Origin of the sequence: Frigoribacterium sp. CG_9.8 (assembly GCF_015751965.1) — a bacterium.
In the GTDB taxonomy this organism is placed as follows: Bacteria; Actinomycetota; Actinomycetes; order Actinomycetales; family Microbacteriaceae; genus Lacisediminihabitans.
In genome coordinates, this window is the sequence record NZ_JADOVH010000003.1 from 316,559 (window position 1) to 341,617 (window position 25,059).

A 25,059-nucleotide genomic window follows, 5' to 3' on the forward strand; every position below is an offset into this window, starting at 1 on the left:
CACTTTTCGGACTCGGGGTACTGGCTCAGCGCTGGCGGAGGAGTCGTGTGGTGTCGAACGACGAAATGCTCACTTTTCCTGACGAACCACGGGCCGAACTCGACCGGGCCCTGGGCGATCTGGTCGATCGCGCGCAGGATGTGCTTGCGACGCAGGGGCGCCTTCGTGCGCTGCTTCGGGCCAACCTCGCCGTCGTCGAGCATCTTGAGTTGCCGGTCGTGCTGCAGCGGATCGTGCAGGCTGCAGTGGAGCTGGTCGGTTCCGAATATGGCGCGCTCGGGGTCATCGCCCCGGGGGGTGGGCTCGAGCAGTTCATCCACGTGGGGATACCCCCGGAACAGGCGACGATTATCGGCCACCTCCCCGAGGGACACGGCCTGCTCGGCGCCCTCATTGACGACCCACGTCCCATCCGGCTCGCGCACCTCCAGGACGACTCCCGCTCGAGCGGATTCCCCACCGCGCATCCGGGGATGGAAAGCTTTCTCGGGGTGCCGATCCGAGTGCGTGACGAGGTCTACGGCAATCTCTACCTGAGCAATTCATCGTCCGGAGCCTTCAGTCGCGAAGACGAGCAACTCGTCGAGTCTCTCGCCGCGTCGGCCGGGTTTGCGATCGACAACGCCCGGCTGTTCGCCGAGACCTGTCGCAGGCAGGCCTGGTCGGCGGCGTCAGCCGAGATCACTGCTGCGATGCTCTCCTCCAACCAGTCGGACTCCCTGCCAACGCTCGTGAGCCGGGTGCTCGTGCTCGCTGAAAGCGATCTCGTCTGCATGATTCTGCCCGGACAGGATGCGGGAACGCTCGTCGTCGAAGTCGCGCGCGGGCAGGGGGAAGCCGACCTTTTCGGGCGCACCTTCCCCGCGGCAGGCACTCTCGCGGCCAGCGTTCTCGCGGGCAAGCAGCCTCGCCTCGTGGGCGATGGCGGCCCGGACGCGCACCTGTTCTCCATCGAACATCCACTCGGTCCGATGATGGCCGTGCCCCTGATCGCCGCGGGTCGCGCCGAGGGCGTGCTGCTTGTCGCACGCATGGCCGGAGGTCTTCGCTTCACCCCCTCCGACCTCGAGATGGCAGCGGACTTCGCCGGGCAGGCCAGCCTGGCGGTGCAGCTAGCGCGGGCACGAGCATCCGAACAGCGGATGCTGCTGCTCGAGGATCGCGGACGTATTGCCCGCGATCTTCACGACCATGTGATCCAGCAGCTGTTCGGCACCGGTCTCGAGCTGCAGAGCGTGGCTGGGTCAATCGAATCTCCAGTCGAACGGGAACGGATCCTGCGCTCGGTGAGCAACCTCGATAGCGCCGTCACCCAGATTCGCACCGTGATCTTCGCGCTGTCGGCGCGCCAGGACACTCTTGACTCTGTGCGCCACCGCATCCTCGATCTCGTTCATGACCTCGCTCCGGGGCTGCAAAAGAGCCCGACCGTCGGGTTCACCGGCCCGGTCGATCTCGTGGTCACCGGCGCGCTAGCGGATGATGTTATTGCGGTGACGCGTGAGGCCCTGACCAACGCGGTCAAACACTCACAGGCCGATCAGACCGGCGTGACACTCGACATAATCGACGGCATGGTCCACCTGATGATCTGCGATAACGGTGCCGGAATCACCGACACCTCGCGGCGCAGCGGTCTCGCCAACCTCGAGGCGCGGGCGACTGAGCGCGGCGGATCCTTTGTCATCACCACCGGCCCCACTGGCACTACCGTCGAGTGGAGCGTACCGATTAACGACAGCGGCCCGATCAACAACAGCGCACCGGTCAGCAACACAGCACCGGTCAGCAACACAGGCCACGAAGCGGTGGCCTGATGATCCGAGTATTTTTGGTCGATGACCACGAGATCGTGCGGCGCGGGATCGCGGAACTCCTCGGAGCCGAACCCGACATCGAGGTGATCGGTGAGGCAAGCACCGCCGCGCAGGCACGGTCACGCATTGCCGCGACGCGTCCCGATGTGGTGCTGCTCGACGTGCGCCTGCCCGATGGGAGCGGCATCGACGTCTGTCGCGATGTCCGCTCGCAGAATCCACTGGTCAAATGCCTCATTTTCACCGCCTACGACGATGATGACGCGCTGTCCGCGGCGGTCATTGCCGGGGCATCCGGCTATGTGCTCAAGGATATCCGCGGCAGCGGCCTGGTCGACTCGCTCCGCAGAGTTGCCGCTGGCCATTCCCTGCTCGATCCGGTGCTCACTCGCAAAGTGATCGAGCGCATCCACACCCGCAACGACACCGACCCCCGTCTCGGGTCGCTCACCGCACGCGAAACCCAGATTCTTACCCTGATTGCCGCCGGGCTCACCAACCGCGAGATCGGTACAGAACTGACGCTCGCTGAGAAGACGGTCAAGAACTATGTTTCGGGTCTGTTGGCGAAGCTCGGCCTGCACCGGCGCACGCAGGCCGCGATCCTGCATCTCGGCTCGCATCCGGCAGCGGACGGCTGATTCGGTCAGCTCCAGCGGACGAACAGTATCGGGGCGCTCATCCCGCAGTTTTACAGCCGCGGACCTCGTTGGAATGCCGCAAGCGCACGCCTGTTTCCCAGACAAGACGGACGGGGCCGGGCGTAGCATTTTAGGGTGATACCTTCAACCCAGACCACTGTCGGCGCACTGCGGGCGTCCGGCCATGTTCAGAAGACGCTCCGCGTCGAAATACGCGACAACCTGCTGTCCGCTCTCCGCGAGGGCCGCAATCCGTGGCCGGGTCTGCACGGCTTCGAATCCACCGTAATCCCGCAATTGGAGCGCGCCCTCATTGCCGGACACGACATCGTTCTCCTCGGAGAACGTGGGCAGGGCAAGACACGGCTGTTGCGCACCATGGTCGGACTGCTCGACGAGTGGTCGCCGGTCATTGAGGGCTCCGAGCTCGGGGAGCATCCATTCGAGCCAATCACCACTGCAAGTCTTCGCCGGGCTGCGGAGCTCGGTGACGACCTTCCCGTCACCTGGCGCGGTCGGGACGAACGGTATTCCGAGAAGCTCGCCACGCCTGACACCTCGGTAGCCGACCTGATCGGGGATGTCGACCCGATGAAAGTCGCCGAAGGCCGAAGCCTGGGCGACCCGGAGACGATTCACTTCGGCCTCATCCCTCGCAGCCACCGCGGTATCGTGGCGATCAACGAGCTGCCCGACCTCGCCGAACGCATTCAGGTGGCGATGCTCAACGTGATGGAGGAGCGGGACATCCAGATCCGCGGTTATGTTCTGCGACTCCCGCTCGACGTGCTCGTGGTTGCGAGCGCCAACCCCGAGGACTACACGAATCGCGGCCGAATCATTACCCCGCTCAAGGACCGCTTTGGCGCCGAGATCCGCACGCATTACCCGACCGAGCTGGTGGATGAGATCGCCATCATCCGCCAGGAGTCTGACCTCGTAGCCGATGTTCCGGACTATCTGGTCGAGATTCTCGCCCGCTTCACCCGTGCCCTGCGCGAATCGAACGCGGTGGACCAGCGCAGCGGCGTGAGCGCCCGCTTCGCCATCGCGGGTGCGGAGACGATCGCCGCAGCGGCAATCCACCGAGCAACCCGCCAGGGTGAGGCGGACGCAGTGGCCAGGCCGGTAGACCTGGAAACAGCCGTCGACGTTCTCGGCGGCAAAATCGAGTTCGAGTCGGGCGAGGAGGGGCGCGAAGACGAAATTCTCGACCACCTGCTGCGCACCGCTACGGCGGAGACGGTCCGTGCGCACTTCCACGGCCTCGACTTCGACGTGCTTATCGAAGCCATCGAGAGTGGCGCAATGGTCACCACCGGCGAGCAAGTGACCGCCGGCGACTTCCTCACTGGACTGCCGTCGCTCGGCGAGTCAGAGCTTTACGACCAGATCTGCGAACGTCTCGGAGCAGCCAATGACGGGCAGCGGGCTGGCGCCATCGAGCTCGCTCTCGAGGGGCTGTATCTCATGCGCAAGATCAGCAAGGAAAGCGGCGGCGGCGAGGTCATCTATGGCTGAGATGATCTGCACTCAAAACGCCGTGCCTGGCGACATCCCGACTCAGCTCCACGGGAGGGGAAACACCGATGGCTAGAACGAATCGACGACTGATTCGGCGTTCCCGGTATGGCAGGTATGACGGCGGACCAGATCCGCTTGCCGCACCCGTCGACCTCTCGGAGGCCCTCGACGCCATTGGTGAGGACGTCATGGCTGGTTCCTCACCCGAGCGCGCCATGCGCGAATTTCTCCGCCGCGGTGGCAGAGACCAGGCGGGACTCGACGATCTCGCCCGCCGGGTTGCCGAGCGTCGTCGCGATCTGACCAGAAAGAACAACCTCGACGGCACCCTGCAGGAGATCAAAGAACTGCTCGATAAAGCTGTTCTTGCCGAGCGCAAACAGCTCGCTCGCGATACCGAAATCGATGACAGCGATCGGATGCTCGCCGAGATGCAACTCGACGCTCTGCCCGCTTCTCCGGCAGCAGCTGTAGCCGAATTGAACTCCTACGACTGGAAGAGCAGCGAGGCGCGCGAGTACTTCGAGAAGATCAAGGACCTGCTCGGGCGCGAGATGCTCGACCAGCGGTTCGCCGGCATGAAAGAGGCTTTGGAGAACGCGACGGATGAGGATCGCGCCGCCATCTCCGAGATGATGAACGATCTTAACGCGCTGCTCGATGACCATCAGCGTGGCAAAGATACCCAGGAACAGTTCGACGAATTCATGGAGAAGCACAGCGAGTTCTTTCCCGACAAGCCCGGCAATATCGACGAGCTGCTCGACTCGCTTGCCGAACGCGCCGCTGCTGCCCAGCGGATGCGCAATTCGATGACACCGGAGCAGCGCAATGAGCTCGATGCTCTCGGCCAGCAGGCGTTCGGATCGCCGGAGCTGATGCAATCACTGTCCCAACTCGACGGCTCTCTGCGGGCGCTTCGTCCCGGTGAAAACTGGGGAGGCTCTGAGCAGATGGACGGTGAGCAGGGTCTCGGTCTCGGTGACGGCACGGGGGTCTTTCAGGACATCGCCGAGCTCGACACGTTATCTGACCAGCTCTCGCAGTCCTACAACGGCTCACGCATGGACGACCTCGACCTCGACCTGCTGTCCCGCCAACTCGGCGATGAAGCGGCGGTCGACGCTCAAGTGCTCAAGCAGCTCGAGAAAGCACTCCGCGATTCCGGCACGATGAAGCGCGGCTCTGACGGCCAACTCAAGCTGACTCCAAAAGCGATGCGTCAACTCGGCAAAGCGCTGTTGCGGGATGTCGCCAACCGCATGTCCGGCCGTCAGGGTAACCGTGAGCTCCGCCAGGCCGGTGCGGCAGGGGAGCGCTCCGGTGCCACCCGCGAGTGGGCCTTCGGTGACACGGAGGCCTGGGACATCCCCCGCACGATCACTAACGCGCTGATCCGAACAGCCGGAGACGGCGGATCACTCGGGGCGGGCGTCCGCATGGAAATCGGTGATGTCGAGGTGCAGGAGACCGAGGCGCGCACCCAGGCGTGTGTCGCACTGCTTGTCGATACCTCGTTCTCGATGGCGATGGATGGCCGGTGGGTGCCGATGAAACGCACCGCTCTTGCACTCCATTCACTGATCACGAGCCGATTCCGGGGTGATGACCTGCAACTCATCGCTTTCGGTCGCCATGCCGAAGTGATGGATATCGAACAGCTCACCGGGCTCGACGCACAGTACGACAAGGGCACGAATCTGCACCACGCCCTCCTGCTGGCCAACCGACATTTCCGCAAGCATCCCAGTGCCCAGCCGGTGCTTCTCATCGTCACCGATGGGGAACCGACCTCGCACCTTGAAGCAAGCGGCGACGTCTTCTTCTCGTATCCACCGCATCCGGTGACCGTCGCTGTGGCTGTTCGCGAGCTCGACAACTCGGCGCGGCTCGGTGCGCAGACAACGTTCTTCCGCCTGGGAGAGGATCCCGGTCTCGCACGCTTCATCGATTCGATGGCCAAGCGCGTCGACGGCACAGTGGTTGCGCCCGAACTCGATGACCTCGGAGCCGCAGTGGTGAGTTCATACCTTGGCTCCCGCCGGGGCACAGGAGGTTCGGGCGCCTCAGGCGGCGGCGACACCATGTTCGGGCGCGGCTGGGGCTACTGAGGCGGATTCACCGGGTGGTTGCACACATCTCAGCGGTGCACTCAGCTCAGCGGTGCGCTCAAAATAGCTATCCGCTCAGAATAGCGGCCAGGGCATTGGGGGCGTCCTGCCATGGGGAGAGGGGAACTTCCCTTCGGAGGTCAGTCGATCGCAGCGTTCCGCCACCGCCACGATCTCCTGTTCAGTGATCAGCCCGGTAAGTGCTTCTCCCAAATCGCCGGCAAGACTCGAACGCACACACTCGACCCCGTTCAGTTCGTCGACGGTGAGATCCTCCCCGCGCCACCCCCACAGCACAGTGCGGAGCTTATGTTCGACGTGGAAGGTGAGGCCGTGATCCACTCCGTAACGGCGTCCATCCGCCATCGCGAGCACATGCGCACCCTTGCGATCGGCGTTGTTCACAACGATGTCGAACACAGCCATCCGTCGCAGCGCAGGGGAGTCCTCGTGAATGAGAGCAACCGAGCGATTGCCGTTATCCGTGCCGTCGAAGACACGACGCCAGCCGGTGTCGGGAACGGCGTCTGACGCAACCAGATCCACCGCATCCTGTTCGGGATCGATGTCCTGCCAGAGCTGAACCATCCCCACCCCCCGAGGGCCGTCACGCAGCCAGGTGCGCGGAACGACATGCCAGCCGAGCGTTTCCGACACCAGGTAGGCCGCAAACTCTCGACTCGCCAGGTCCCCATCGGGAAAGTCCCACAGTGGACGCTCACCCGCAACTGGCTTGTACACGACCGAGACTCCGTCGAGCTGAGCCAGAAAGGTGCCGTTCGAGGCGGTTGCGATGCGTCCGGTCAGCTCGAGTTCACCGTCCTGGAGGTCGGCTGCGGGCAGTGTCAAATATCGTCGGGCAGCGCATGGACGTGCCCCTCCGGGTCAATCGGTGTGCCGCAGTCAGAGCAAATGGGGCGACCGGCGCCCACTACTTCGAGGGTGCGCTGTGCAAAGGCCCGCGCGGTGCCGACCGGGATCCGCACCATCATCATCTCCGTCGGCTCCACCTCGATCCGCTCCATTTCGCTCGAATTACCAGCATCGCCCTCGACCAGCACGAGCGGATACGCCTCGATCACCACCTGCGCGGTCGAGGGATCCCAGCCAAGACTCATCACCCCCGTGCGGAACTCGGCGTCGACCGGTTGCTCGAGCGGGTCATTATCGACGAGCTCGATGGGGGTCACCGCCGGCACGCTTACCGGGTTGCCGTCCGACCGCATCAGCTGATCGAGTATCTCTTCGATCTTTTCCGCGAGCAGTGCCGACTGCTCCTTCTCGAGCGAGACACTGACGACTCGATTACCGGAACGGGCCTGGAGGTAGAAGGTGCGCGATCCGGGGTCGCCGACTGCGCCGACGACCACGCGATCCGGCCAGTCGAACCCGTGAACAATGGTTGCCATGACCACATCCTACGAGTTGGATGTGGGTGGTTCCTCAGCGTTTCCTGCCCCGCCGCCGACCGGGGCGTCACCGGCTGGGGCGACTGTTCGGAGCCACGTCAAATCGCCGGAATCCGTGTTGGTGGCGATGACCTCGGGACGGCGCGATCCGTACCGCACAATCGAAACGGATGCGGGACCCACACTGATGCGCTGGAACAGATCCAGATGCATCCCGAGCGCATCGGCAAGGATCGATTTGATGATGTCACCGTGACTCACCGCCACCCACACGGCGCCAGCACCGTACTGCGACTCGAACTCAGCATCGTGCCGCCGAATGGCCGCAACCGACCTGGCCTGCATCGCTGCCATGGACTCACCGCCGGGAAATACGGCCCCGGATGGGTGAGACTGCACCACCGGCCACATGGGCTCCGCAGCGAGATCCTTCAGGGATCGCCCCTGCCACAGACCGTAATCACACTCGGTGATACCGCGGTCGAGCATCAGCTCTAACGGAGCAACCGAAGTGTCGACACCCTGCCGGTCGAAGGTCTGCCGGTCGAAGATCTGCCTGGCGGTCTGGCGACAACGCTCCAGCGGACTCGAAACGATGCCAACCAGCGGTACGACCGCAAGGCGCTCGCCCGCCCGCGCTGCCTGTTCGCGCCCGAGAGAGTCGAGGCGTACTCCCGAGGCACGCCCTGCGAGCACGCCGGCGACGTTTGCGGTGGTGCGACCGTGCCGCACGAGGATGACTGTGGCCATGATCTAAGCCTAAACATCGAGCCGACACGTATTCGCCACCTCGGCACCACCCGAAAACAGCAATCGAGCCCCCGCATTAACCGGTGACGATGGGTTCGGGGGCTCGAGGTGCGCCGGTTACTTCAGGGCGTTATGGATGGCCAGGCGATCGGCCCTGGCCTTCACCAGATCGGTGTGAGCGACCTTCATCGAAGCGCGAGCCGACTGGAACACTGCCTCATTGGCGTTGCTATCGGCAGACGTGGCCGAAAGCACCTTCGCAGAGACACCGCTGAGTGCGGTGCGTGCGGCATCGGTCTGAGCTTTAAGATCGGCAAGATCAGCCTGTAAGGCTGCCGTCGACTTGGCGGTCTCCTTACCGGAGAGAGCCGCGCTGAGCTTCGTCTCTGCGGCCGTGAGCGTGGGAATTTCGATCGAGACAACACGGTCGATACCAACGATGAGGTGTGCCTGACTGATCGTCAAACGGTCGGCGCGGTAAGTGCCGCGGATGGTCTTCAACTCTGCGGATGCGGAAGCGCGGGTCGTGTCCGCAGCCACCCGGGCCGCGCTGGCCTTGAGTGCGGTCAACTCGGTCGTGAGGCGGTCCGACAGAGTTGTCTTGTCAGATGCGCTGATGCCTTTGGCAGCATTCACACGCGCAATCGCGCTGGTTAGAGCCGCTTCCTGCTTACCGGTCATCATCTCGGCAGCGGTGTGGACGGAAGCGAGAGTGTGTGGATTCTTGGATGTGTTGTGTGTCAAAGCGGTGCTCGCAAATACGGGGGCGCAGGCGCCGACGACGAGGGCTGCCGCTGCGACGGTGCCGACGAGTGAGGTAACAGCAATGTGGTTCATGATTTTGCTTTCCGTTGTCGATCATGGTTGCCGGACTGGTACTTCGACTCCCATCACCCTGCGCGCTTCACATTCGGCCCTCGTCAACTCCGTGTTCGAGCGACGTAAGTTGCCACTTCTGCATCTGCTTGTGCGCTCACTTGTGTACTGCGTCGGTGGCGTGTTGGTCGGTGGTGATGGCCGTCTGGATGGCGGTGGCTAAGACCTGCTGGCCGGCGGCGGTCGGGTGAACGTCATCGTCTTGCAGGAATTGCGGTTGTTCGCTGAATGGTTGTGCGATGTCGAGATAGTGACCGCCGACCGCGGTGACGGCCCGTTGCATTTGAGAGTTGATGTCAGCAAGTTGCGAGGGTGGTTCTGACTCCGACCAGACGGTGCTCAGGCCAATGATTTCGGCGTCCGGAAACTCGGATCGCAGGTCGGCGAGGGCGCTGAGTGTTGCGGCGAGCAGTTCGGGATCCGATTGTCCGAAGTCGTTGCTGCTGCCCTCGATGATGATGAGGTCGGGGTGCAGGTCGGAATCGGTGACAGCGGCTGAGCGGATGACAGCGCCGAAGGTGTTTCCGCACTCGTCGGGGCTGCCGGGGGCGAGGAACCCTGCCCCGTCGCAGGCGAGGGAGGTGAGGTTCCACCCGTTGGCGGTGGCAAGCAGCCCTGGCCAGGCATCCGCTTTATTGAGCCCGAAGCCATTCATGATCGAGTCCCCGATGGTCAGCACTCGGATCGGCGCAGCAACCACGGGAGCAGCCGCCACTGGAGAGGATCCGGCGCTCGGTCGCGAGGCGCCCCACAGAAAGAATGCGGTCAGTCGCGGATCCGCAGTCGCTGTTATTCCTGCCGCGGTGATGATTGAGCCGAGGGCAATGACTGCCGCGGTGCCGAGTAATGCGGTATGAAAAGTGCGGTGCATGGTAGTGCGCTCCATGGCCGAGCATCAGGATCGGATCTGTGGTCGTGACTCCCAGCATGAGGGACGGTCGAACAGCTTTTCTCCACACCGTGTTCGGGTTGTGTAATTTCGTCCCATTCAGCGTCGTGCCGAACGCCAGAGCTAGCGTTTCTGACGTGCTCGCACGGCCCGTCCACCCGCCAATTTTGGGCCCGCTGCTCACCATGCCCGACTATGTCTCACACACAATCACTGGCAGCTGCTGAACACCAATCTGGCAATATGCCCAGAACTTGAGCAATGACTCAAATTAATTCTGGTTCCTGGCCTTATGATTTTCGAGGTCATAATCTCAACTATAAAGATCAGTAAACAATTCTTCATGTGACCCAACCCGACACTTTTTTCAGTACCCGACATTGAAACGAGACTTCCGTTGCGCAAAAGCCTGCTCGCTGTGTGTGTTTTTACCTCCTCAGCCCTCCTCATCGCGGCCAGCGCCCTGCCCGCGAGTGCGGCGATTAACGGTTCTTACCCCTCAGGTTCTGGATACGGCGGCACAACCGGTCCGAACGCGGCGGCTCAGACTGACCCGCTCACGTCAACCACCGCCACAGCGGTTACCCAAGCTTCTTCGGTCGCGGCGAACGCGAGCGGCTCCATCTTCGGCGGGACTTTGAGCGCCGCTGTGTACGGCGCCTACCTGAGCCCGGCAACCTTGAACGGTACGGCGACTCAAACTATGACGGGCTCTTCTGCCCCCTGGAGCCTCATCGATGGGCGCGGCACCGGTGTCGCGTGGAACCTATCAGTGTCGGTGAGCAACTTCATCAGTGCAGCGGTGGGCAGCGGCAACACGTCTCAGCCCCTTCGAACGATTTACGGATCGAATCTGGCAATTACGCCGGGGAGCTTCGCCCTAGCCGCTGACACTGCGTCCGGTATCACCCCGGCAACTGGTAGTTATGACTCTGACGCGGGCAACGGTTCCGCTCAGGCCACTGGCAGCACCGCCGCCGTGGTCGCCCATCCACTTGCCTACTCCAACAGCGACGCCCCGGTCTCCGGCTCCACTTTGGTCTCCGGGGCAGATTCGGTGGCCGGAACGAACCTCGGTGGGGGAGCCAAGGGCGGCTATGTATTTTCGGCACCGTCCTTCACTCTCACAATCCCGCGGAATGCCTACAAGTCGAACGTCGACAACAGCAGTGGCTCGCCCGTGATTCAGCCCTACGTCGCTGTGATCACCTTCACAATCTCCTAACCGGCCGGGGGCAGGGCGACATGCTGTTCAGTACTCACAATTCCTGTTTTGGGCGAGGGTTTCGGCGGAGAATGGAAGCAGCACACGCATCGGGATGTCGCGCATGATCGATCCGCCAGCGAATAAAACCCGTCTCCACCGCACAGCTGCCGCGAAGATCATCATTTTGATGGCGGGAGTCATGCTGCTGGCCCCCGCGATGGTCGTCGCTGGGGAGCTACCGGCATCGGCTGTGGATGATGGATCCGTTGGGATCAGCCCATCCAATGAGCCAAACTTCTTTCACCTCTCCGTTGAGCCCGGTGCTTCGCTGGTCGAGTCCGCCATCGTAAGCAATCACACCGACTCGGCCATGCCTCTGCTGGTGTACGCGGTGGATGGCAGCATGTCGAAACAGGGAGCCTTCTTGTTGGCTGCCCAGGCGGATCCGCGTGAGCAGGTCGGAGGCTGGACCAGCGTTGGGCAGACGCAGATTACAGTACCGGCTAATTCGGAACTCAAAGTTCCCTTCGTCGTTACGGTGCCGCTAGGCACACCCCCCGGAGACTACGTCGGCGGTCTCGTCATCCAGAGTGCACCGGTTGCGGGAACGGTGTCGCAGTCAGCCAACGGTACGGCGGTGCGAATGGACATCGTCAAGAGAAGCGGTGTACGCGTGTACCTCACCGTGGCTGGCACTGCCCTCACACAGCTTTCGCCCGGGGATCTCAGTTGGCAGCGGAGCGGTGACATGATCTCCGTGTATCTACCGCTTCGCAACACGGGCAACGTCACGATGCACCCGACCGGCACCTTCACGTTGAAACGCCCATTGGGCTCGACCACCGAGGTGAGGTTTGAGGTGCCGGAGAGTATCTTGCCCGGCAAAAACTTCACTCTTGTGGCTCAATTTCGTGCCTCACCGGCCGTAGAAATCGGGGACGCCACAGTAGTTGTCAAATCCGAGGCTCCCACGATGACGATGACGACCACCGTCGTCTCGATCACCTGGTGGATAGTCGTCGGTGTGCTTGTGGTCTTACTGCTGCTTGCCGCAGCCGTCTGGCGCACCATAAGATTCGTGAAACAGGCCCGATCGGCGATAGCGGAGGTTCGTGGCACTCAGCTCATCTCTCAACCGCAGACCATTACCGGTGCAATCCCTGTCCGAATCGGCGGAGGAAGACACGCCGCCGCCGCGTGGGTCGGCGACGATAATTCCGCAAGGCAAACTGAAGAAAAACCCGGCCCGTGACCATCCGGTCGCGGGTGAATGGTGCTGAACCACCGCCAGCCCGTCATGCAAGCGTCGCACTAACGTGCACCCTGAGCCGTGGCTCGGTGATCCGGCTTCTTTCGCTGGTCTTGAGCACCGCGATCGTCGTCAGCACGCTGACAATGCCCTCGCTCACTGCACGCGCCATCAGCTCGTCGACAGCGCCAGACCTCGGTGCAGCTCAGACCTATTCAGTGTTAGCTGGCACAACAGTGGGAAACACCGGAGCGTCGACAATCGGTGCTGACCTTGGCACCTATCCGGGTACGACGATCACCGGTTTTCCTCCGGGTATCGTGACCGGGAATCAGCATCTCGGAGATAATTCTGCAGCAGCGGCCCATTCCGCGCTGCAGACGGCATACGACTCGGCGGCCTCGCAGCCCTCCACCGCCCTGATCGACGGTGACATTGGTGGGCGTTCATTTGCGCCGGGGGTCTACCGCGCTGGCGCAGCCATCACCGTCAGCTCCAATATTGTTCTGGATGCCGCTGGAGACCCCGGCTCGTATTTCATCTTCCAGGTTGACGCGGCCATGAGCGTCGCCGTAAGTGTGCGCGTAAGCCTCAGGGGAGGGGCGCAATCTGCCCATGTTTTCTGGCAGGTAAACGGCGCCGTCTCAATGGGAGCTTCGGTTCACTTTGTTGGTTCGATACTGGGTAATGCCGCAATAACCCTCGGGGCGAATGCCTCCCTGGTGGGTAACGCGCTCACCCTCAACGGTGCAATCTCACTGAGCTCGAGCAGCATCGAGCCCCAATCTCCGATCGAATTGGGTACAGCAGGCGATTTCTCCGCCCTTGCGGGATCGTCCCTCATCAACACGGGTCCCACCGTTCTCAGCGGCAATGTGGGGGTCAGCCCGGGCACCTCGCTCAGCGGCTTTCCCCCGGGAATCACGAGTGGATCCGCGCACAGTGGCGATTCGGTTGCTGCCACCGCCCAATCAGACCTTGCCAGCGCCTATATCGATGCCGGAGCCCGAGTCTCAACTGCCCCGATCAGCGGCGACTTATCGGGGCGCATCCTGCGCGCGGGTGTCTACACCTCCACCTCCGCTATTCAGCTCTCGACAGACCTCACACTCGACGGAGGTGGAAGCTCCCGCGGCATCTATATTTTCCAGATCAACGGAAGCTTGAATACGTCAGTGGGGAGCCGCATCCTTCTGATCAATGGTGCACAACCGTCCAATGTGTTTTGGAGGGTTTCCGGTCAGGTCATACTCGGCGGCGGATCTTACTTCCGTGGAACCATCATCGGGTCTACAGACATCCTGGTCGGCGCCAACACCAACCTCATCGGGCGCACCCTCTCACGCCAGGGAATCGTGAGCTTACGCACTTCACCACTGTCAACCGATGCACCGGTCGCGCTCGGACTCGCATCCACCTATTCCGTGCTCGGAGGTGCGTCGGTGATCAACAGTGGCGCATCCACGCTGCAGGGGGACATCGGTGTCTCTCCCGGCACCGCCCTGACCGGCTTCCCTCCGGGGTCGGTAGGTGGCTCGCAACACGCAGCCGACTATGACGCTGCTCGTGCGCAGGAAGACCTGTACACCGCCTACACAGACGCCGCCGGACGAACACCTACCGCGACCATTGCCGGTGACATTGGTGGTCGTACCCTAGTGCCCGGGGTCTACCTGTCGGGTGCTGCTCTGACGATCAGCACCTCTCTCGTGCTCGATGGTCTGAATAATCCCAACGCCATCTTCATATTCCAGGTTCGGGCCGCCCTCAGCACTGCGGCGTTGAGCTCAATCTCCCTTGTGAATGGAGCTTTGGCAAGTAACGTCTTCTGGCAGGTGACTGGGGCCGCATCACTCGGCGCAAATTCGACATTCACCGGCACCATTCTTGGCTTGGCAGCCGTGAGTGTCGGAGCCCACGTCGACCTCCTCGGTCGAGTGCTGGCGATAAACGGCGCGGTGAGTCTCGATGCGGATGTCATCAACACCCCGCCGATGGGGGTCTGGTATCTCACTGCGACAATCCGTTCCGCGGATCTCAGCCCCGTGATCCTCGACGGGACTTCTACCCAGATCGCAACCCACCAGACCAGCGAATGGGTTGTCACTGACAACCGAGGCACGCAGGCTGGATGGACATTATCTGTCTCTGCCACGCCGCCAACCAGCCCGGCGGGTACGGTCGAAAAAAACACTCGCAGCCTGGCGGTCGGCAAATTATCAATCGACCCTGGACCTGTCGCCGCCCGGGATCGCCCCGGCTCGATTGCCGGAATCCACGCCAACAAAATTACTCCCTCAGGTGTACCGCAGGCTCTTGTCTGGTCTGACGGAACCCACACTGGGTCGTACACCTTCAACCCCACTTTTTATCTCTCCATCCCCCCAAACACGTTTCGCTCAAATTTCTCCGGCACACCCGGTGCAAGCCCGTTGACCCCCTACGTCTCGATCGTCACCTACACGATCAACTAACGCGTGGATGTGCCATCCGATGGATATCGTCACGTCACCGCTGCACCGACAGCGCTGAGGTGATCGAAGCGCTGGAGCAGTAGCCCTTCGCGCAGCGCCCACGGGCAGATCTGCATCGATTCGATGCCGAGCCCGATCATCGCCTCCTCGGCAACCAGCGCCGCGGCGAGCAATTGTTCGGCACGAACGAGGGAGACACCGGGTAGTTGCACTCGGGCCGAGATCTTCATGCGACTGAGCCTGGCTGTCAGCGGTGACAGCTCGATGAGTTTCAGTTCACGCGTGGCATAAAGACCGGCGGACTGCTGGGCTGCCCCGTTGATCCTCGCAAGGGAGCGGAACGATTTTGAGGTTGCCGCGACGATCGTGGGCACGGCACGCTGGAAGACCGACTCGAGCGGCCCGGCGAGCGTGTCGCGAATATGCTCCCGAGTGGCCTCGATGGCGCGGCGCTCTGGCGGATCCCCGTTCAGTCGGTCCCGAGTGAGTCGACCGGCACCCAAAGGCAGCGAGACCGCAAAATCCGGCTGTTCATTTGCTCCGATTGCCAATTCGAATGACCCACCGCCGATATCCAGGTTCAGGATGTTGCCAGCACCCCAGCCATACCACCGTCGAACGGCGAAGAAGGTCGCCGCCGCTTCTTCCGGTCCGCTCAATTCGGCGAGCCGGATGCCGGTCTCCACAAAGACTTGCTCCAAAACAGCTGGCCCATTGGATGACTCACGAACAGCGGATGTTGCGAACGCGAGCACATCTTCGGCATGGTGTTCCGCCGCAAATAGGGCAGCCTCCGTGACGAAGGCGATCAACGCACGCTGTCCCGCCTCGGAGATCGCTCCGGTCTCATCGACAAAAGTGAGCAGTTGAAGCGGCAGCTTATGGGAGGCGAAGGGGATCGGACTCGCCCCGGGGTGCGCGTCGACCAGAAGAAGATGTACGGTATTGGAACCGATGTCTAAAACGCCTAACCGCATGAGAGTGAACTTATCTCCTCGATGACGGTTCGCGATAATTACCGGGCACGAACCCAACACATTCCTGCTGATTGACCAACTCCGCGACAGGGCTGCTCAGGGCGGGCGCAGCCCTAGAACGGGAATAGCAACCGATGCAGGAACTGCCTCGTGCGCTCCTGCGTCGGCGCGCTGAACATCTGCTGCGCGGTGCCCCGCTCCACAATCACGCCCCCGTCCACGAATGCAACTTCGTCGGCCACTTCTCGGGCGAACTGCAGTTCGTGGGTGACGATCACCATCGTCCAGCCCTCCACTGCGAGCTCCTTCATCAGACCGAGCACATCCCCAATCAGCTCCGGATCCAGAGCGGATGTCGGCTCGTCAAACAGCAGGAGCTGAGGCTTGAGAGCGAGCGCGCGCACGATTCCCACACGCTGCTGTTGCCCGCCCGAGAGCTCGAACGGATAGCTATCCTTCTTTTCGCTCAGGCCCACCCGCTCCAGCAGTGCGAGCGCTTCCTCCAGCACCTCGGGGCGTGGCCGCTTCTGCACAATGACCGGACCCTCGACGATGTTCTCCAGCACCGTCTTGTGCGGAAACAGGTTGTAGTGCTGAAACACCATCGCAGATCGGTCGCGCAACGCAGCGAGCACCTTCGGCGGGGGAGTGCTCGAGAAGTCGATCGCACGCGCGCCGGCAACCTCCACAGTTCCCCCGTCCGCGATCTCGAGCCCATTCAGGCAACGCAGCAGCGTAGTTTTGCCCGATCCCGACGGACCAATGAGCACGAGCACCTCGCCACGGCCAACCCGCAGTTCGATCGACTCGAGCACGCGTGTGGAACCGAAGCTCTTGCTCAGCCCGTGCACGTCGATCAGCGGGGGTGAGGCTTCAGTGGGCGACATAATCAGTGGGCAACATAGCGATCCAATCTTTTCTCAAGCACGCCCTGGATGGATGACAGCAGCAGGCAGATCATCCAATAGACGAAGGCCGCCTCGAGGTAGACCAGCAGAAAATCTCCGCTGAACGCGGCTATCTCCTGTGCCTGCCGGAAAAGCTCCGTCACCAGAATGAGGGAGGCGAGCGAGGTGTCTTTCACCAGGCTGATAAAGGTGTTCGACAGTGGAGGTACCGATACGCGGGCGGCCTGCGGCAGAATGATGCGGGTGAGCGCCCGCCGGCGGGACATACCGATCATGTACGCGGCCTCCCACTGGCCCTTCGGCACCGAGAGAATTGCAGCACGCACCACCTCAGCCGCGTAGCCACCGACATTGATCGAGAATGCCAAAACGGCACTCGGCCACTTGTCGATCACCACACCGAGCGACGGCAATCCGTAGAAGATCACGAAAAGCTGTACGAGCAGCGGAGTTCCCCGCACGAGGGAGATGTAGACGCGCGCGATGCCCGAGACGACTCTGACCTTCGACAGCCGCATGAGCGCGAGTGCCACGGCAAGCACGAGCCCGATCGAAAACGAGGCTAGTGCCAGCGGTATCGTGCCAACGAGCGCCCCCTGCACAATCGGCCAGAAGGAGCTGCGCAGCAGATCCCAGGTGGACTGATTCATTGTTCGTTAGGACTCCTGTTGCGTGGCCTGTGCTACTTGCTGACGTCGGCTCCGAAGTACCTGGTGGAGATTTTCGTCAGCGTTCCATCCGCACGCAGCTCATCGAGGGCCGTGTTGACGGCTGTAACAAGTGTTCCGCTGCCCGTGGCGAAGGCGAACGCGTTCTTCGTCGAGTCGGTGGTTTCTGCGGCGACTTTGAGACCGGATGCGTCACCCTGCTTCATGAAGTCGAGCCAGGTCAGCTTGTCGTTCAGCGTCGCAGCTACCCGGCCCTGCTTCACGAGGGCTACCGACTGTGCCCATCCCTCGACGGCCTCGACCTTCGCGCCGTTCTCTTTGGCCCGCGCGTACCAGTTACTGGTGAGAGACTGCGCGACGGAAACCCCATCCAGATCGGCGAATGAGGTGATGGTGCCGTCATTCGACTTGACCACGATCACCCCGGTCGAGACCGTGTATGGCTCAGAAAATTCGTAAATAGCTTGACGCTTCGGGGTGATCGAAACCTGGTTTGCGATCACGTCGAAGCGGCGTGCCTCGAGTCCGGCGAAGAGCGCGTCCCACTGGGCCTCCTGGAATTTGGCTTTCACTCCGAGCTGCTTAGCTACGGCCTGCGCAACTTCCACGTCATAGCCGATGAGGGGGCCTGACCCACCATCGTGATAGGTGAACGGGCGGTAGGTTCCCTCTGTGCCGATCACGAGAACCCCTGCCTTCTGCACTGCCGCAAGCGTGTCAGTTGCGACGGCCCCATCGGCCGGAACAGCCGCCCCTGCCGAACATCCGGTGAGCGTGAGGGCTGCTGCGGCGACGATGGCGACGATGGCGACAGTGAGAGTTTTGGTCTTCATGGTGTTCCTGATCCGCGAGGCCGTAATCGACCACCTCGACGTTATGAGCCGCGGGACGATGTGGCCCGGGCGTTCCACACGGTAACAACGGCGCGGCACCCCTACACATTCCTGTTACGGCCCATGACCCTGCCTGAGCCTGCCTGACCCTGCCTGAGCCTGCACGTCAGCCGTGGTGAGCGTTACTCGCGCTGCCCTGGTCAGCCGACGCCATGATCGCGGCGATCAGACCGGGAACCGCGTCATCCTGCAGCGCCGTCGTGTCTCCGAGTGGACGTCCGCTGGCAATGTCGACGAGCAAACGGCGCATGATCTTGCCCGAGCGGGTCTTTGGCAGCTCTGGCACCATCAGGATGTCGCGCGGCCTGGCGATCGCACCGATGACGCGAACCACGTGGGTGCGCAGTTCCTCGGCGAACTCGATTCCCGACGTCAACTGGGCTTCATTGGCTGGGATCACGAAGGCCGCAATCGCCTGTCCGGTTATCGGGTCCGAAACTCCGACCGCTGCTGCCTCGCCGACTGCCGGATGCTCCAGCAGCGCGGATTCGATTTCGATCGTCGATAACCGGTGGCCCGACACGTTGATCACGTCATCCACCCGACCGAGCAGCCAAATGTCGCCGTCGTTGTCATATTTGGCGCCGTCGCCGGAGAAGTAGAAACCCTGCTTCGCAAACCGCGCCCAATACGAGTCACGGTAGCGATCGGGATTGCCCCAGACCGTGCGAGCCATCCCCGGATAGGTGCCGTCGATAACGAGGTAGCCACCGGATCCGCGCGGTACCTCGACTCCGTGATCGTCGACCACGAGCGTGCGCATGCCGGGCAGAGCGCGCAGGGCAGACCCAGGCTTGAGCGTGGACACACCCGGCAGCGGCGCCATCACTGCCGCTCCGGTTTCCGATTGCCACCAGGTATCGACGATTGGTGCGCGCGAGCCGCCGATATTCTCGTGGAACCACACCCAGGCTTCCGGGTTGATGGCTTCGCCGACCGAGCCGAGCAGGCGGATGCTGCCCAGGTCGTACTCCGACGGCACACGGCTCGGAAACCAGGTCATGAAAGTGCGAACCAGGGTGGGAGCGGTGTAATAGGTGGTCACGCCATAGCGCTGAATAATCTCGAAGTGCCGTCCCCGATGTGGCGTATTGGGGGTGCCCTCGTACAGCACCGAGGTCACGCCGTTCGAGAGCGGACCGTAGAGCACGTAACTGTGCGCGGTGACCCAGGCGAGGTCGGCCGTGCACCAGTACACGTCCGTGTCCTTCGCGTCGAAAACGGCCCAGTGCGTCCAGGAGGCGTGCACTAAGTAGCCGCCGCTCGTGTGCACGAGCCCCTTCGGCGTGCCAGTGGTGCCCGAGGTGTACATGATGAACAGCGGCGTTTCGGCGTCGAAGAATTGCGGCTGGTGAACATCCGCCGCGGCATCCACCGTGTCATGCCACCACACATCTCGGCCGGGTGTCCAGGGGATGTCAGGGGTCTCGTCTCCGGTGCGACGCACGACGAGCACGTGCTCGATGCTGTCCACGCCAACGACCGCGGCATCGGCGGTCGCCTTGACCGGCACCGCGGCACCGCGACGGTATTGGCCGTCGCTGGTCACCAGCAGCTTCGCCCCGGTGTCCTCGATGCGGAGGCGCAGTGCCTCAGCCGAGAAGCCGCCGAAGACGAGGGAATGGATCGCCCCGATGCGGGCGATTGCGAGCGTGACGACGACCGTCTCGACGATCACGGGGAGGTAGACGACCACGCGATCACCCTGACCTACTCCGAGTGCGGTCAGGGCGTTGGCCGCCCTCGAGACCTCGCGCAGAAGATCCGAGTAGCTGAGCGACCGCCGGTCACCCGGTTCGCCCTCGAAATGGAAGGCGATCTTGTCTCCGTTGCCGGCGGCGACATGCCGGTCAACGCAGTTGACTGCCACATTGAGAGTGCCTCCGGCAAACCACTGGGCCCGCGGGATCGACCACTCGCCGGTCTCGGTCGGGAGGGTGGGCTCCCAGCGGTGATCGGTGTGCCACGGCTCTTGCCAGTCGAGCCGGGCAGCCTGCTCCGCCCAGAATGCGACCGGGTCAGCCGCAGCGCGATCCCACCAACTGCCGTCGACATTGGCTCGGGTGGAAAACTCCTGGGGTGGGGGATAGCGCCGGGTTTCGTTCAGCAGATTGCGGATGGTCTGATGATCGTCGGATGTGGGCACCTTACGCCGTCTCGTTAGGCAGAACGCACCCGGTAACTGGCTCCCTTGTGCTCGTCGGGCAGACGGTCGCCCCGGCCGTGGAGTTTGTTGCGGAGTGTGCCGTCGACGTACTCGCTCGGGTAGGCACCGCGCGCCCGCAGCTCGGGGATCACGTGGGTCACGACATCCTCAAAGGTGCCGGGGGTGATGGCGTAGGCCAGATTGAAGCCGTCCACATCCGTCTCCTCCACCCACTCCTGCAGGGTGTCGGCGATCTCCGCGCCGGATCCGACGATGAACGGGCCGAGCCCGCCGATCGCCCCGAGCCGCGCGATGTCGCGCACCTTCCACTCGCTGCCGTCTTCGTTGGCCTCCTGGTAGTTGGCCACCACGGACTGGATCGCGTTGCTCTTGACGTTGCCGATGGGCTCGTCGAGGTCGTACTGTGACAGGTCGATGCCCATCCAGCCCGACATGAAGACGAGTGCGCCCTCCTCACTCGCGTAGGTGAGGTAGTCCCGGTACTTGGCCTGCGCCTTCTCCGGTGTTTCATCGGTGATGATGGTCAGCAGTGTGTAGATGCGAGCAGAGTAGCGGTCACGGCCGGCTGCCTCGAGGGCGTCCCGAATCTTCGTCACGGTGGCCCTCAGCCCGGCCTTGGTCGACGCCGCGACGAAGATCGCCTCCGCATTTCCGGCGGCGAAATCGATGCCTCGGGTCGATGCTCCGGCCTGGTAGATGACCGGCGTGCGCTGCAGCGACGGCTCGGACAGGTGGATCCCCGGCACGGTGAAGTGTTTACCCTTGTGACCGATCTCGTGCACCTTGGTCGGGTCGGTGAACACCCCGGATTCTCGGTCGCGGATGACGGCGTCATCCTCCCACGACCCCTCCCACAGCTTGTACAGCACCTCGAGGTACTCGTCAGCGTGGTCGTAGCGATCGTCGTGCTCGAGCTGGTCTTCATTGCCCATGTTTCGGGCGGCGGATGGCAGGTATCCGGTGACCACGTTCCATCCGACCCGTCCGCTGGTCAGGTGGTCGAGGGTCGACATGCGCCGGGCGAACGGGTACGGATGCTCGTACGCGGTGCCAGCGGTGACCCCAAACCCGAGATGGTCGGTCACCAGCGCCATCGCCGAGATCAGCAGTACCGGATCATTCACCGGCACCTGGGCACCGTGCCTGATTGCGGCCTCGTTCGAGCCGCCGTACACGTCGTAGGTGCCAAGCACATCTGCGATGAAAATGCCGTCGAATCTTCCGCGCTCGAGCAGCTTGGCTAGCTCGGTCCAGTAACGAAGGTCTTTGTATCGCCAGGACTGGTCATCGGGGTGCCGCCACATTCCGGATGACTGATGGGCGACACAGTTCATGTCAAAGGCGTTGAAGCGAATCTGTCTGGGCATTTATTCATCGTGGTGGTTATCGCGCGCGATGCACAGTGTGACGAAACATAGCGTCACACTGCGACACAGATTCGTGTCGGGCGCCCGCTGCGGCGCACGCTTAGATCTCACTCACTTTTTTGCGATCGGAACCCCACGAGCACTCATGATCAGGCTGCAGCCGTTGAGCCGCAGCCCTCAGACAGCGACCAGAGTCCGAGCCATTTTGGTGGGCTTACCCCGGACGAGTTCAAAGCGGCGTTCCGCAGTCATGCGGGGGGTGTCGCAGTGATCACGGCCGATGCCGGAGATGGTCCGGTGGGAATCACCGTCACCTCGGTGTTCTCGGTGAGCGCAGAGCCACCGCTGCTGGTATTTTCGCTGTCGGATCAGGCCTCGAGTGCACCGACTATCCGCCGAGCCGACACCGTTGTGGTGCACCTGCTCGGGGCAGAGCAGTTGCCCATCGCCATACTCTGCGCCACCAGTGGTGCCGACCGGTTCGCCGACACATCGCTGTGGGGGAGGCTCGCCACGGGGGAGCCGCATTTCCCGAGCGCGCACGCGTGGATCCGCGGTCGCATCATCAACCGCATGACCGCAGGCAGTTCCACGATCATCGCCGTTCACGCGCTCGAGTCGAATGTGTCGTCGATCACCTCGGGATCCGACCCGCTGGTCTATCACAATCGCACCTGGCACAGCCTTGGCGAGCACTCGACGCTTCGCCCGGCGTGAAAGGATCAGTTCATGCTCTCGTCGCTTCCTATCCTCGACCTGTCCCTCCTCGATGCCGGCGCGGAGGAGGCGGCTCAGTTCCGTTCCGATCTCCGGGAGGCCACCCATGACGTCGGATTCTTTTATCTCGTCGGCCACGGAGTGGATGCCGAACTGATCGACGAAATCCTGGACGAATCCCGTCGATTCTTTGAGCTGCCCGTCGAGCAGAAGCTCGAGATCGAGAACGTGCACAGTCCCCAGTTTCGTGGATACACCCGCGTGGGGGGCGAGCTCACCCACGGTGACGTCGATTGGCGCGAGCAGATCGATATCGGGGTCGAGCGTGCTGCGGTCGAACCGGGGCCCGGTGTGCCGGATTACTGGCGGCTCGAAGGGCCGAACCTCTGGCCCGCAGCACAACCGGAATTGCAGGATGTCGTCACGCGCTGGAACGAGCAGCTGAGCGATGTTGCCCTTCGCCTCATGCGGGCGTGGGCGGTCTCCCTCGGCTCGCCGGAGGACATCTTCGACGAGGCCCTCGCCAGCAAGCCCTTCTCGCTCATCAAGATCGTGCGCTACCCGGGAGAATCAGGCCCGGTTCCGAAGCAGGGCGTTGGGGCGCATCGGGATGGCGGCGTTCTCACCCTGCTGATGGTCGAACCGGGCAAGGGTGGCCTGCAAGTCGAACACGATGGTGCCTGGATTGACGCGCCATCCGTTCCTGGAGCCTTCGTCGTGAACATCGGCGAGATGTTGGAGCTGGCCACCGGGGGCTACTTGAAGGCCACTCTGCATCGCGTCATCTCATCCCCGAGTGACTCCGACCGCATCTCGATCCCCTTTTTCTACAACCCTGCCCTCGACGCCACCATGCCTCGCCTGCAGCTGAGCGCGGAACTTGCCGCGCAGGCCCGCGGGCTCTCTGTGGATCCGACCAACAGTCCAATTCTCGAGACCTATGGCGACAACGCACTTCGTTATCGGCTGCGCGCCCACCCCAACGTCGCCGCCGTCCATCATGCGGACCTGATCGGCTGAACCCGGATCCGCCTCACGCTCATCTGCTGAGGAGCACCCCGTTCACGAAGATGATCGCCGGGAATGTTGCGGTGAAGGCCCAGAAGAATGTGTCGAGGCCGATCAGCACGGCCGTGGCGAGATGGAGCACGGCTGCGGCGAAGAGCAGCACTATCAGCAGCCCGGGTGGGGAGATCAAGACCACGGGATAGATGAGCTCGACGCCGATCACCGACCATCCAACTACACCTCCGAGCCACGGTCTCTTGTTGAGTGCTGCTGAGGCTCTGGACTGGCCGTAGGTAGCGGTGTTGAGGATGCTCTTCATTGCCGAGCCCGCACGCCACTGTGCGTTGGAGATTTTCGATATTGCGGCGGCAAAGTACGACAGGACAGCTTGCGCAGCGATGAAATACAGACCCACGGGCTGAAAAGGACTCGACATCGGGAGCAGGAAGGTGAATGCCAGGCCAGCGAGGATGATGACCGATATTTGGTTGGAGCCATCTTTGCCGTATCGAATCTGGTAGGTCAGAAAAAGACTGGTGAGCAGAATGATGCAGGCGTAACTTCCGTAGAGAACATTGCTCTGAAACGGAATGATGAGCGCTACGGTGCCGATAATTCGAACGACCACAACAATGCGCAACCACACGATGCCGCTGTGTCCGACCATCCATCGACGTGACACCCTGCGTGACTTTGTCGTGATGTGTGTCTTCGTGAGGACCTGCCTGCTGTTCCAGTCGAAGAGCCCACTGGAGAAGAACTCTCTCAAACTCAGAAGCAATTGCGTGGAACTTTGAAGCAGGCCGATGCCCACGATTACTGCGGTGATCCGTGCGGCGGTTTCGATTGTCAGCATGGCTTAGGAAACCGGGTGGGTGAGCGAATAAAAACGAACGCGTGGCACTGAGGCTCCACTTGGCCCGCGTGTTTCAACCAGCGCGAACTGGTAAAAAGCCTGCGACGACAACGAACCCCCGAGTCGCTTACGTGCGACGTTCAGCAAAATTATGTACGGCGCAGTGAATTGAAGCCGCTCTGCGGAATTGTTCTGGCTGAAAAGCGCGAGGAGCTGAAACAGTTCGATCATGCCTTCTCGATAGCGTTTTTGCGGGTTCCACAGGGGAAAGAACATTCCTCTTGGCGACAAATTCAACTCCAACCATGGGCTTGCGCTCGTTTTATCGTCTCGACTGCGATAAACAAAATGGAAATTACTTGCGCCGGGGTCTGGCGTGAAGAACGACCAGCGTGGCACCAGAGTGAATCGGTCGAACCGTGTGGTCAATCGGCTCAGCTCATTGTTCTTCTGAAATGCGATGGTCAGTAAAAGCCACACAGAGAATATGACGACTCCGATAACACCGAAGATGGAGCTTGCAATATCAATCATCATGTGATGTTCCTCGG

The 25,059-nt window shown here is 62.3% G+C and carries 22 protein-coding genes; 9 read left to right on the plus strand and 13 right to left on the minus strand.

Annotation, left to right across the window (positions count from 1 at the left end; translation table 11 throughout):
- Window positions 1-50: 50 nt before the first annotated feature.
- The 4 genes from IWX88_RS09190 (at window position 51) to IWX88_RS09205 (ending at window position 6,093) form a co-directional block, all read left to right on the plus strand.
- Window positions 51-1,817 carry a GAF domain-containing protein gene (locus IWX88_RS09190; protein WP_196829508.1) on the plus strand — a complete coding sequence of 589 codons (1,767 nt, stop codon included), beginning with the start codon at window positions 51-53 and terminating at the stop codon, window positions 1,815-1,817.
- Window positions 1,817-2,458 (plus strand): response regulator transcription factor, encoded by a 642-nt coding sequence (locus tag IWX88_RS09195; RefSeq protein ID WP_196829510.1) that lies wholly within the window; start codon window positions 1,817-1,819, stop codon window positions 2,456-2,458. The genes IWX88_RS09190 and IWX88_RS09195 overlap by 1 nt, the downstream gene beginning before the upstream one ends.
- A 135-nt stretch (window positions 2,459-2,593) precedes the next feature.
- Window positions 2,594-3,979 carry a magnesium chelatase gene (locus IWX88_RS09200; protein WP_196829512.1) on the plus strand — a complete coding sequence of 462 codons (1,386 nt, stop codon included), beginning with the start codon at window positions 2,594-2,596 and terminating at the stop codon, window positions 3,977-3,979.
- 68 nt (window positions 3,980-4,047) lie between these two features.
- Window positions 4,048-6,093: a VWA domain-containing protein gene (locus tag IWX88_RS09205; protein ID WP_196829514.1), complete on the plus strand. Its 2,046-nt coding sequence runs from the start codon at window positions 4,048-4,050 to the stop codon at window positions 6,091-6,093.
- Between the two features lie 75 nt (window positions 6,094-6,168).
- Here IWX88_RS09205 and IWX88_RS09210 read toward each other — a convergent pair whose 3' ends face one another.
- From IWX88_RS09210 to IWX88_RS09230, 5 genes are all read right to left on the minus strand, one after another.
- Window positions 6,169-6,936 carry an SCO1664 family protein gene (locus IWX88_RS09210; RefSeq protein ID WP_196829633.1) on the minus strand — a complete coding sequence of 256 codons (768 nt, stop codon included), beginning with the start codon at window positions 6,934-6,936 and terminating at the stop codon, window positions 6,169-6,171.
- 2 nt (window positions 6,937-6,938) lie between these two features.
- Window positions 6,939-7,502 (minus strand): DUF3090 domain-containing protein, encoded by a 564-nt coding sequence (locus IWX88_RS09215; RefSeq protein WP_196829516.1) that lies wholly within the window; start codon window positions 7,500-7,502, stop codon window positions 6,939-6,941.
- 9 nt (window positions 7,503-7,511) lie between these two features.
- Window positions 7,512-8,252 carry a histidine phosphatase family protein gene (locus tag IWX88_RS09220; RefSeq protein WP_196829518.1) on the minus strand — a complete coding sequence of 247 codons (741 nt, stop codon included), beginning with the start codon at window positions 8,250-8,252 and terminating at the stop codon, window positions 7,512-7,514.
- A gap of 117 nt (window positions 8,253-8,369) precedes the next feature.
- On the minus strand, window positions 8,370-9,089 hold the full coding sequence (locus IWX88_RS09225) for a hypothetical protein (protein ID WP_196829520.1): 720 nt from the start codon (window positions 9,087-9,089) through the stop codon (window positions 8,370-8,372).
- A 136-nt stretch (window positions 9,090-9,225) separates the two neighbouring features.
- The gene (locus tag IWX88_RS09230; RefSeq protein WP_196829522.1) at window positions 9,226-9,999 is read right to left on the minus strand and encodes an SGNH/GDSL hydrolase family protein; all 774 of its coding nucleotides are present in this window, start codon (window positions 9,997-9,999) and stop codon (window positions 9,226-9,228) included.
- Window positions 10,000-10,720: 721 nt separating this feature from the next.
- On the opposite strand from IWX88_RS09230, the gene IWX88_RS09235 reads away from it, so the two are divergent.
- The 3 genes from IWX88_RS09235 to IWX88_RS09245 all read left to right on the plus strand — a co-directional run bounded on the left by IWX88_RS09235 (window position 10,721) and on the right by IWX88_RS09245 (window position 14,947).
- On the plus strand, window positions 10,721-11,242 hold the full coding sequence (locus IWX88_RS09235; protein ID WP_196829524.1) for a hypothetical protein: 522 nt from the start codon (window positions 10,721-10,723) through the stop codon (window positions 11,240-11,242).
- 103 nt (window positions 11,243-11,345) lie between these two features.
- The gene (locus tag IWX88_RS09240; protein ID WP_196829526.1) at window positions 11,346-12,476 is read left to right on the plus strand and encodes a DUF916 domain-containing protein; all 1,131 of its coding nucleotides are present in this window, start codon (window positions 11,346-11,348) and stop codon (window positions 12,474-12,476) included.
- Between the two features lie 86 nt (window positions 12,477-12,562).
- On the plus strand, window positions 12,563-14,947 hold the full coding sequence (locus tag IWX88_RS09245; protein ID WP_196829528.1) for an ice-binding family protein: 2,385 nt from the start codon (window positions 12,563-12,565) through the stop codon (window positions 14,945-14,947).
- A gap of 29 nt (window positions 14,948-14,976) precedes the next feature.
- On the opposite strand, the gene IWX88_RS09250 is transcribed toward IWX88_RS09245, so the two are convergent.
- The 6 genes from IWX88_RS09250 to IWX88_RS09275 form a co-directional block, all read right to left on the minus strand.
- Window positions 14,977-15,924 (minus strand): Ppx/GppA family phosphatase, encoded by a 948-nt coding sequence (locus IWX88_RS09250; protein WP_196829530.1) that lies wholly within the window; start codon window positions 15,922-15,924, stop codon window positions 14,977-14,979.
- A gap of 113 nt (window positions 15,925-16,037) precedes the next feature.
- Window positions 16,038-16,811: an amino acid ABC transporter ATP-binding protein gene (locus IWX88_RS09255; protein ID WP_305038635.1), complete on the minus strand. Its 774-nt coding sequence runs from the start codon at window positions 16,809-16,811 to the stop codon at window positions 16,038-16,040.
- A gap of 2 nt (window positions 16,812-16,813) precedes the next feature.
- Complete coding sequence (locus tag IWX88_RS09260) at window positions 16,814-17,482, minus strand: amino acid ABC transporter permease (protein ID WP_196829531.1); 669 nt, start codon at window positions 17,480-17,482, stop codon at window positions 16,814-16,816.
- Window positions 17,483-17,514: 32 nt separating this feature from the next.
- Window positions 17,515-18,333, minus strand: coding sequence for a transporter substrate-binding domain-containing protein (locus IWX88_RS09265; RefSeq protein ID WP_196829533.1), 819 nt, complete (start codon window positions 18,331-18,333; stop codon window positions 17,515-17,517).
- Window positions 18,334-18,499: 166 nt separating this feature from the next.
- Complete coding sequence (acs, locus tag IWX88_RS09270; RefSeq protein WP_370568279.1) at window positions 18,500-20,539, minus strand: acetate--CoA ligase; 2,040 nt, start codon at window positions 20,537-20,539, stop codon at window positions 18,500-18,502.
- A gap of 14 nt (window positions 20,540-20,553) precedes the next feature.
- Window positions 20,554-21,927 carry an LLM class flavin-dependent oxidoreductase gene (locus IWX88_RS09275; RefSeq protein WP_196829535.1) on the minus strand — a complete coding sequence of 458 codons (1,374 nt, stop codon included), beginning with the start codon at window positions 21,925-21,927 and terminating at the stop codon, window positions 20,554-20,556.
- An 87-nt stretch (window positions 21,928-22,014) separates the two neighbouring features.
- Here IWX88_RS09275 and IWX88_RS09280 point away from each other — a divergent pair, with 87 nt between their 5' ends.
- Together IWX88_RS09280 and IWX88_RS09285 are read left to right on the plus strand one after the other, a co-directional pair.
- Entirely contained in the window at window positions 22,015-22,644 is a 630-nt protein-coding gene (locus IWX88_RS09280; protein ID WP_196829639.1) for a flavin reductase family protein, read from the plus strand.
- Between the two features lie 12 nt (window positions 22,645-22,656).
- Window positions 22,657-23,664, plus strand: a complete 1,008-nt coding sequence (locus IWX88_RS09285) for an isopenicillin N synthase family oxygenase (protein WP_196829537.1) — start codon at window positions 22,657-22,659, stop codon at window positions 23,662-23,664.
- A gap of 19 nt (window positions 23,665-23,683) precedes the next feature.
- Here IWX88_RS09285 and IWX88_RS09290 read toward each other — a convergent pair whose 3' ends face one another.
- The gene (locus IWX88_RS09290; RefSeq protein ID WP_196829539.1) at window positions 23,684-24,508 is read right to left on the minus strand and encodes a hypothetical protein; all 825 of its coding nucleotides are present in this window, start codon (window positions 24,506-24,508) and stop codon (window positions 23,684-23,686) included.
- Window positions 24,509-24,511: 3 nt separating this feature from the next.
- Complete coding sequence (locus IWX88_RS09295) at window positions 24,512-25,045, minus strand: hypothetical protein (RefSeq protein WP_196829541.1); 534 nt, start codon at window positions 25,043-25,045, stop codon at window positions 24,512-24,514.
- Window positions 25,046-25,059: the final 14 nt, after the last annotated feature.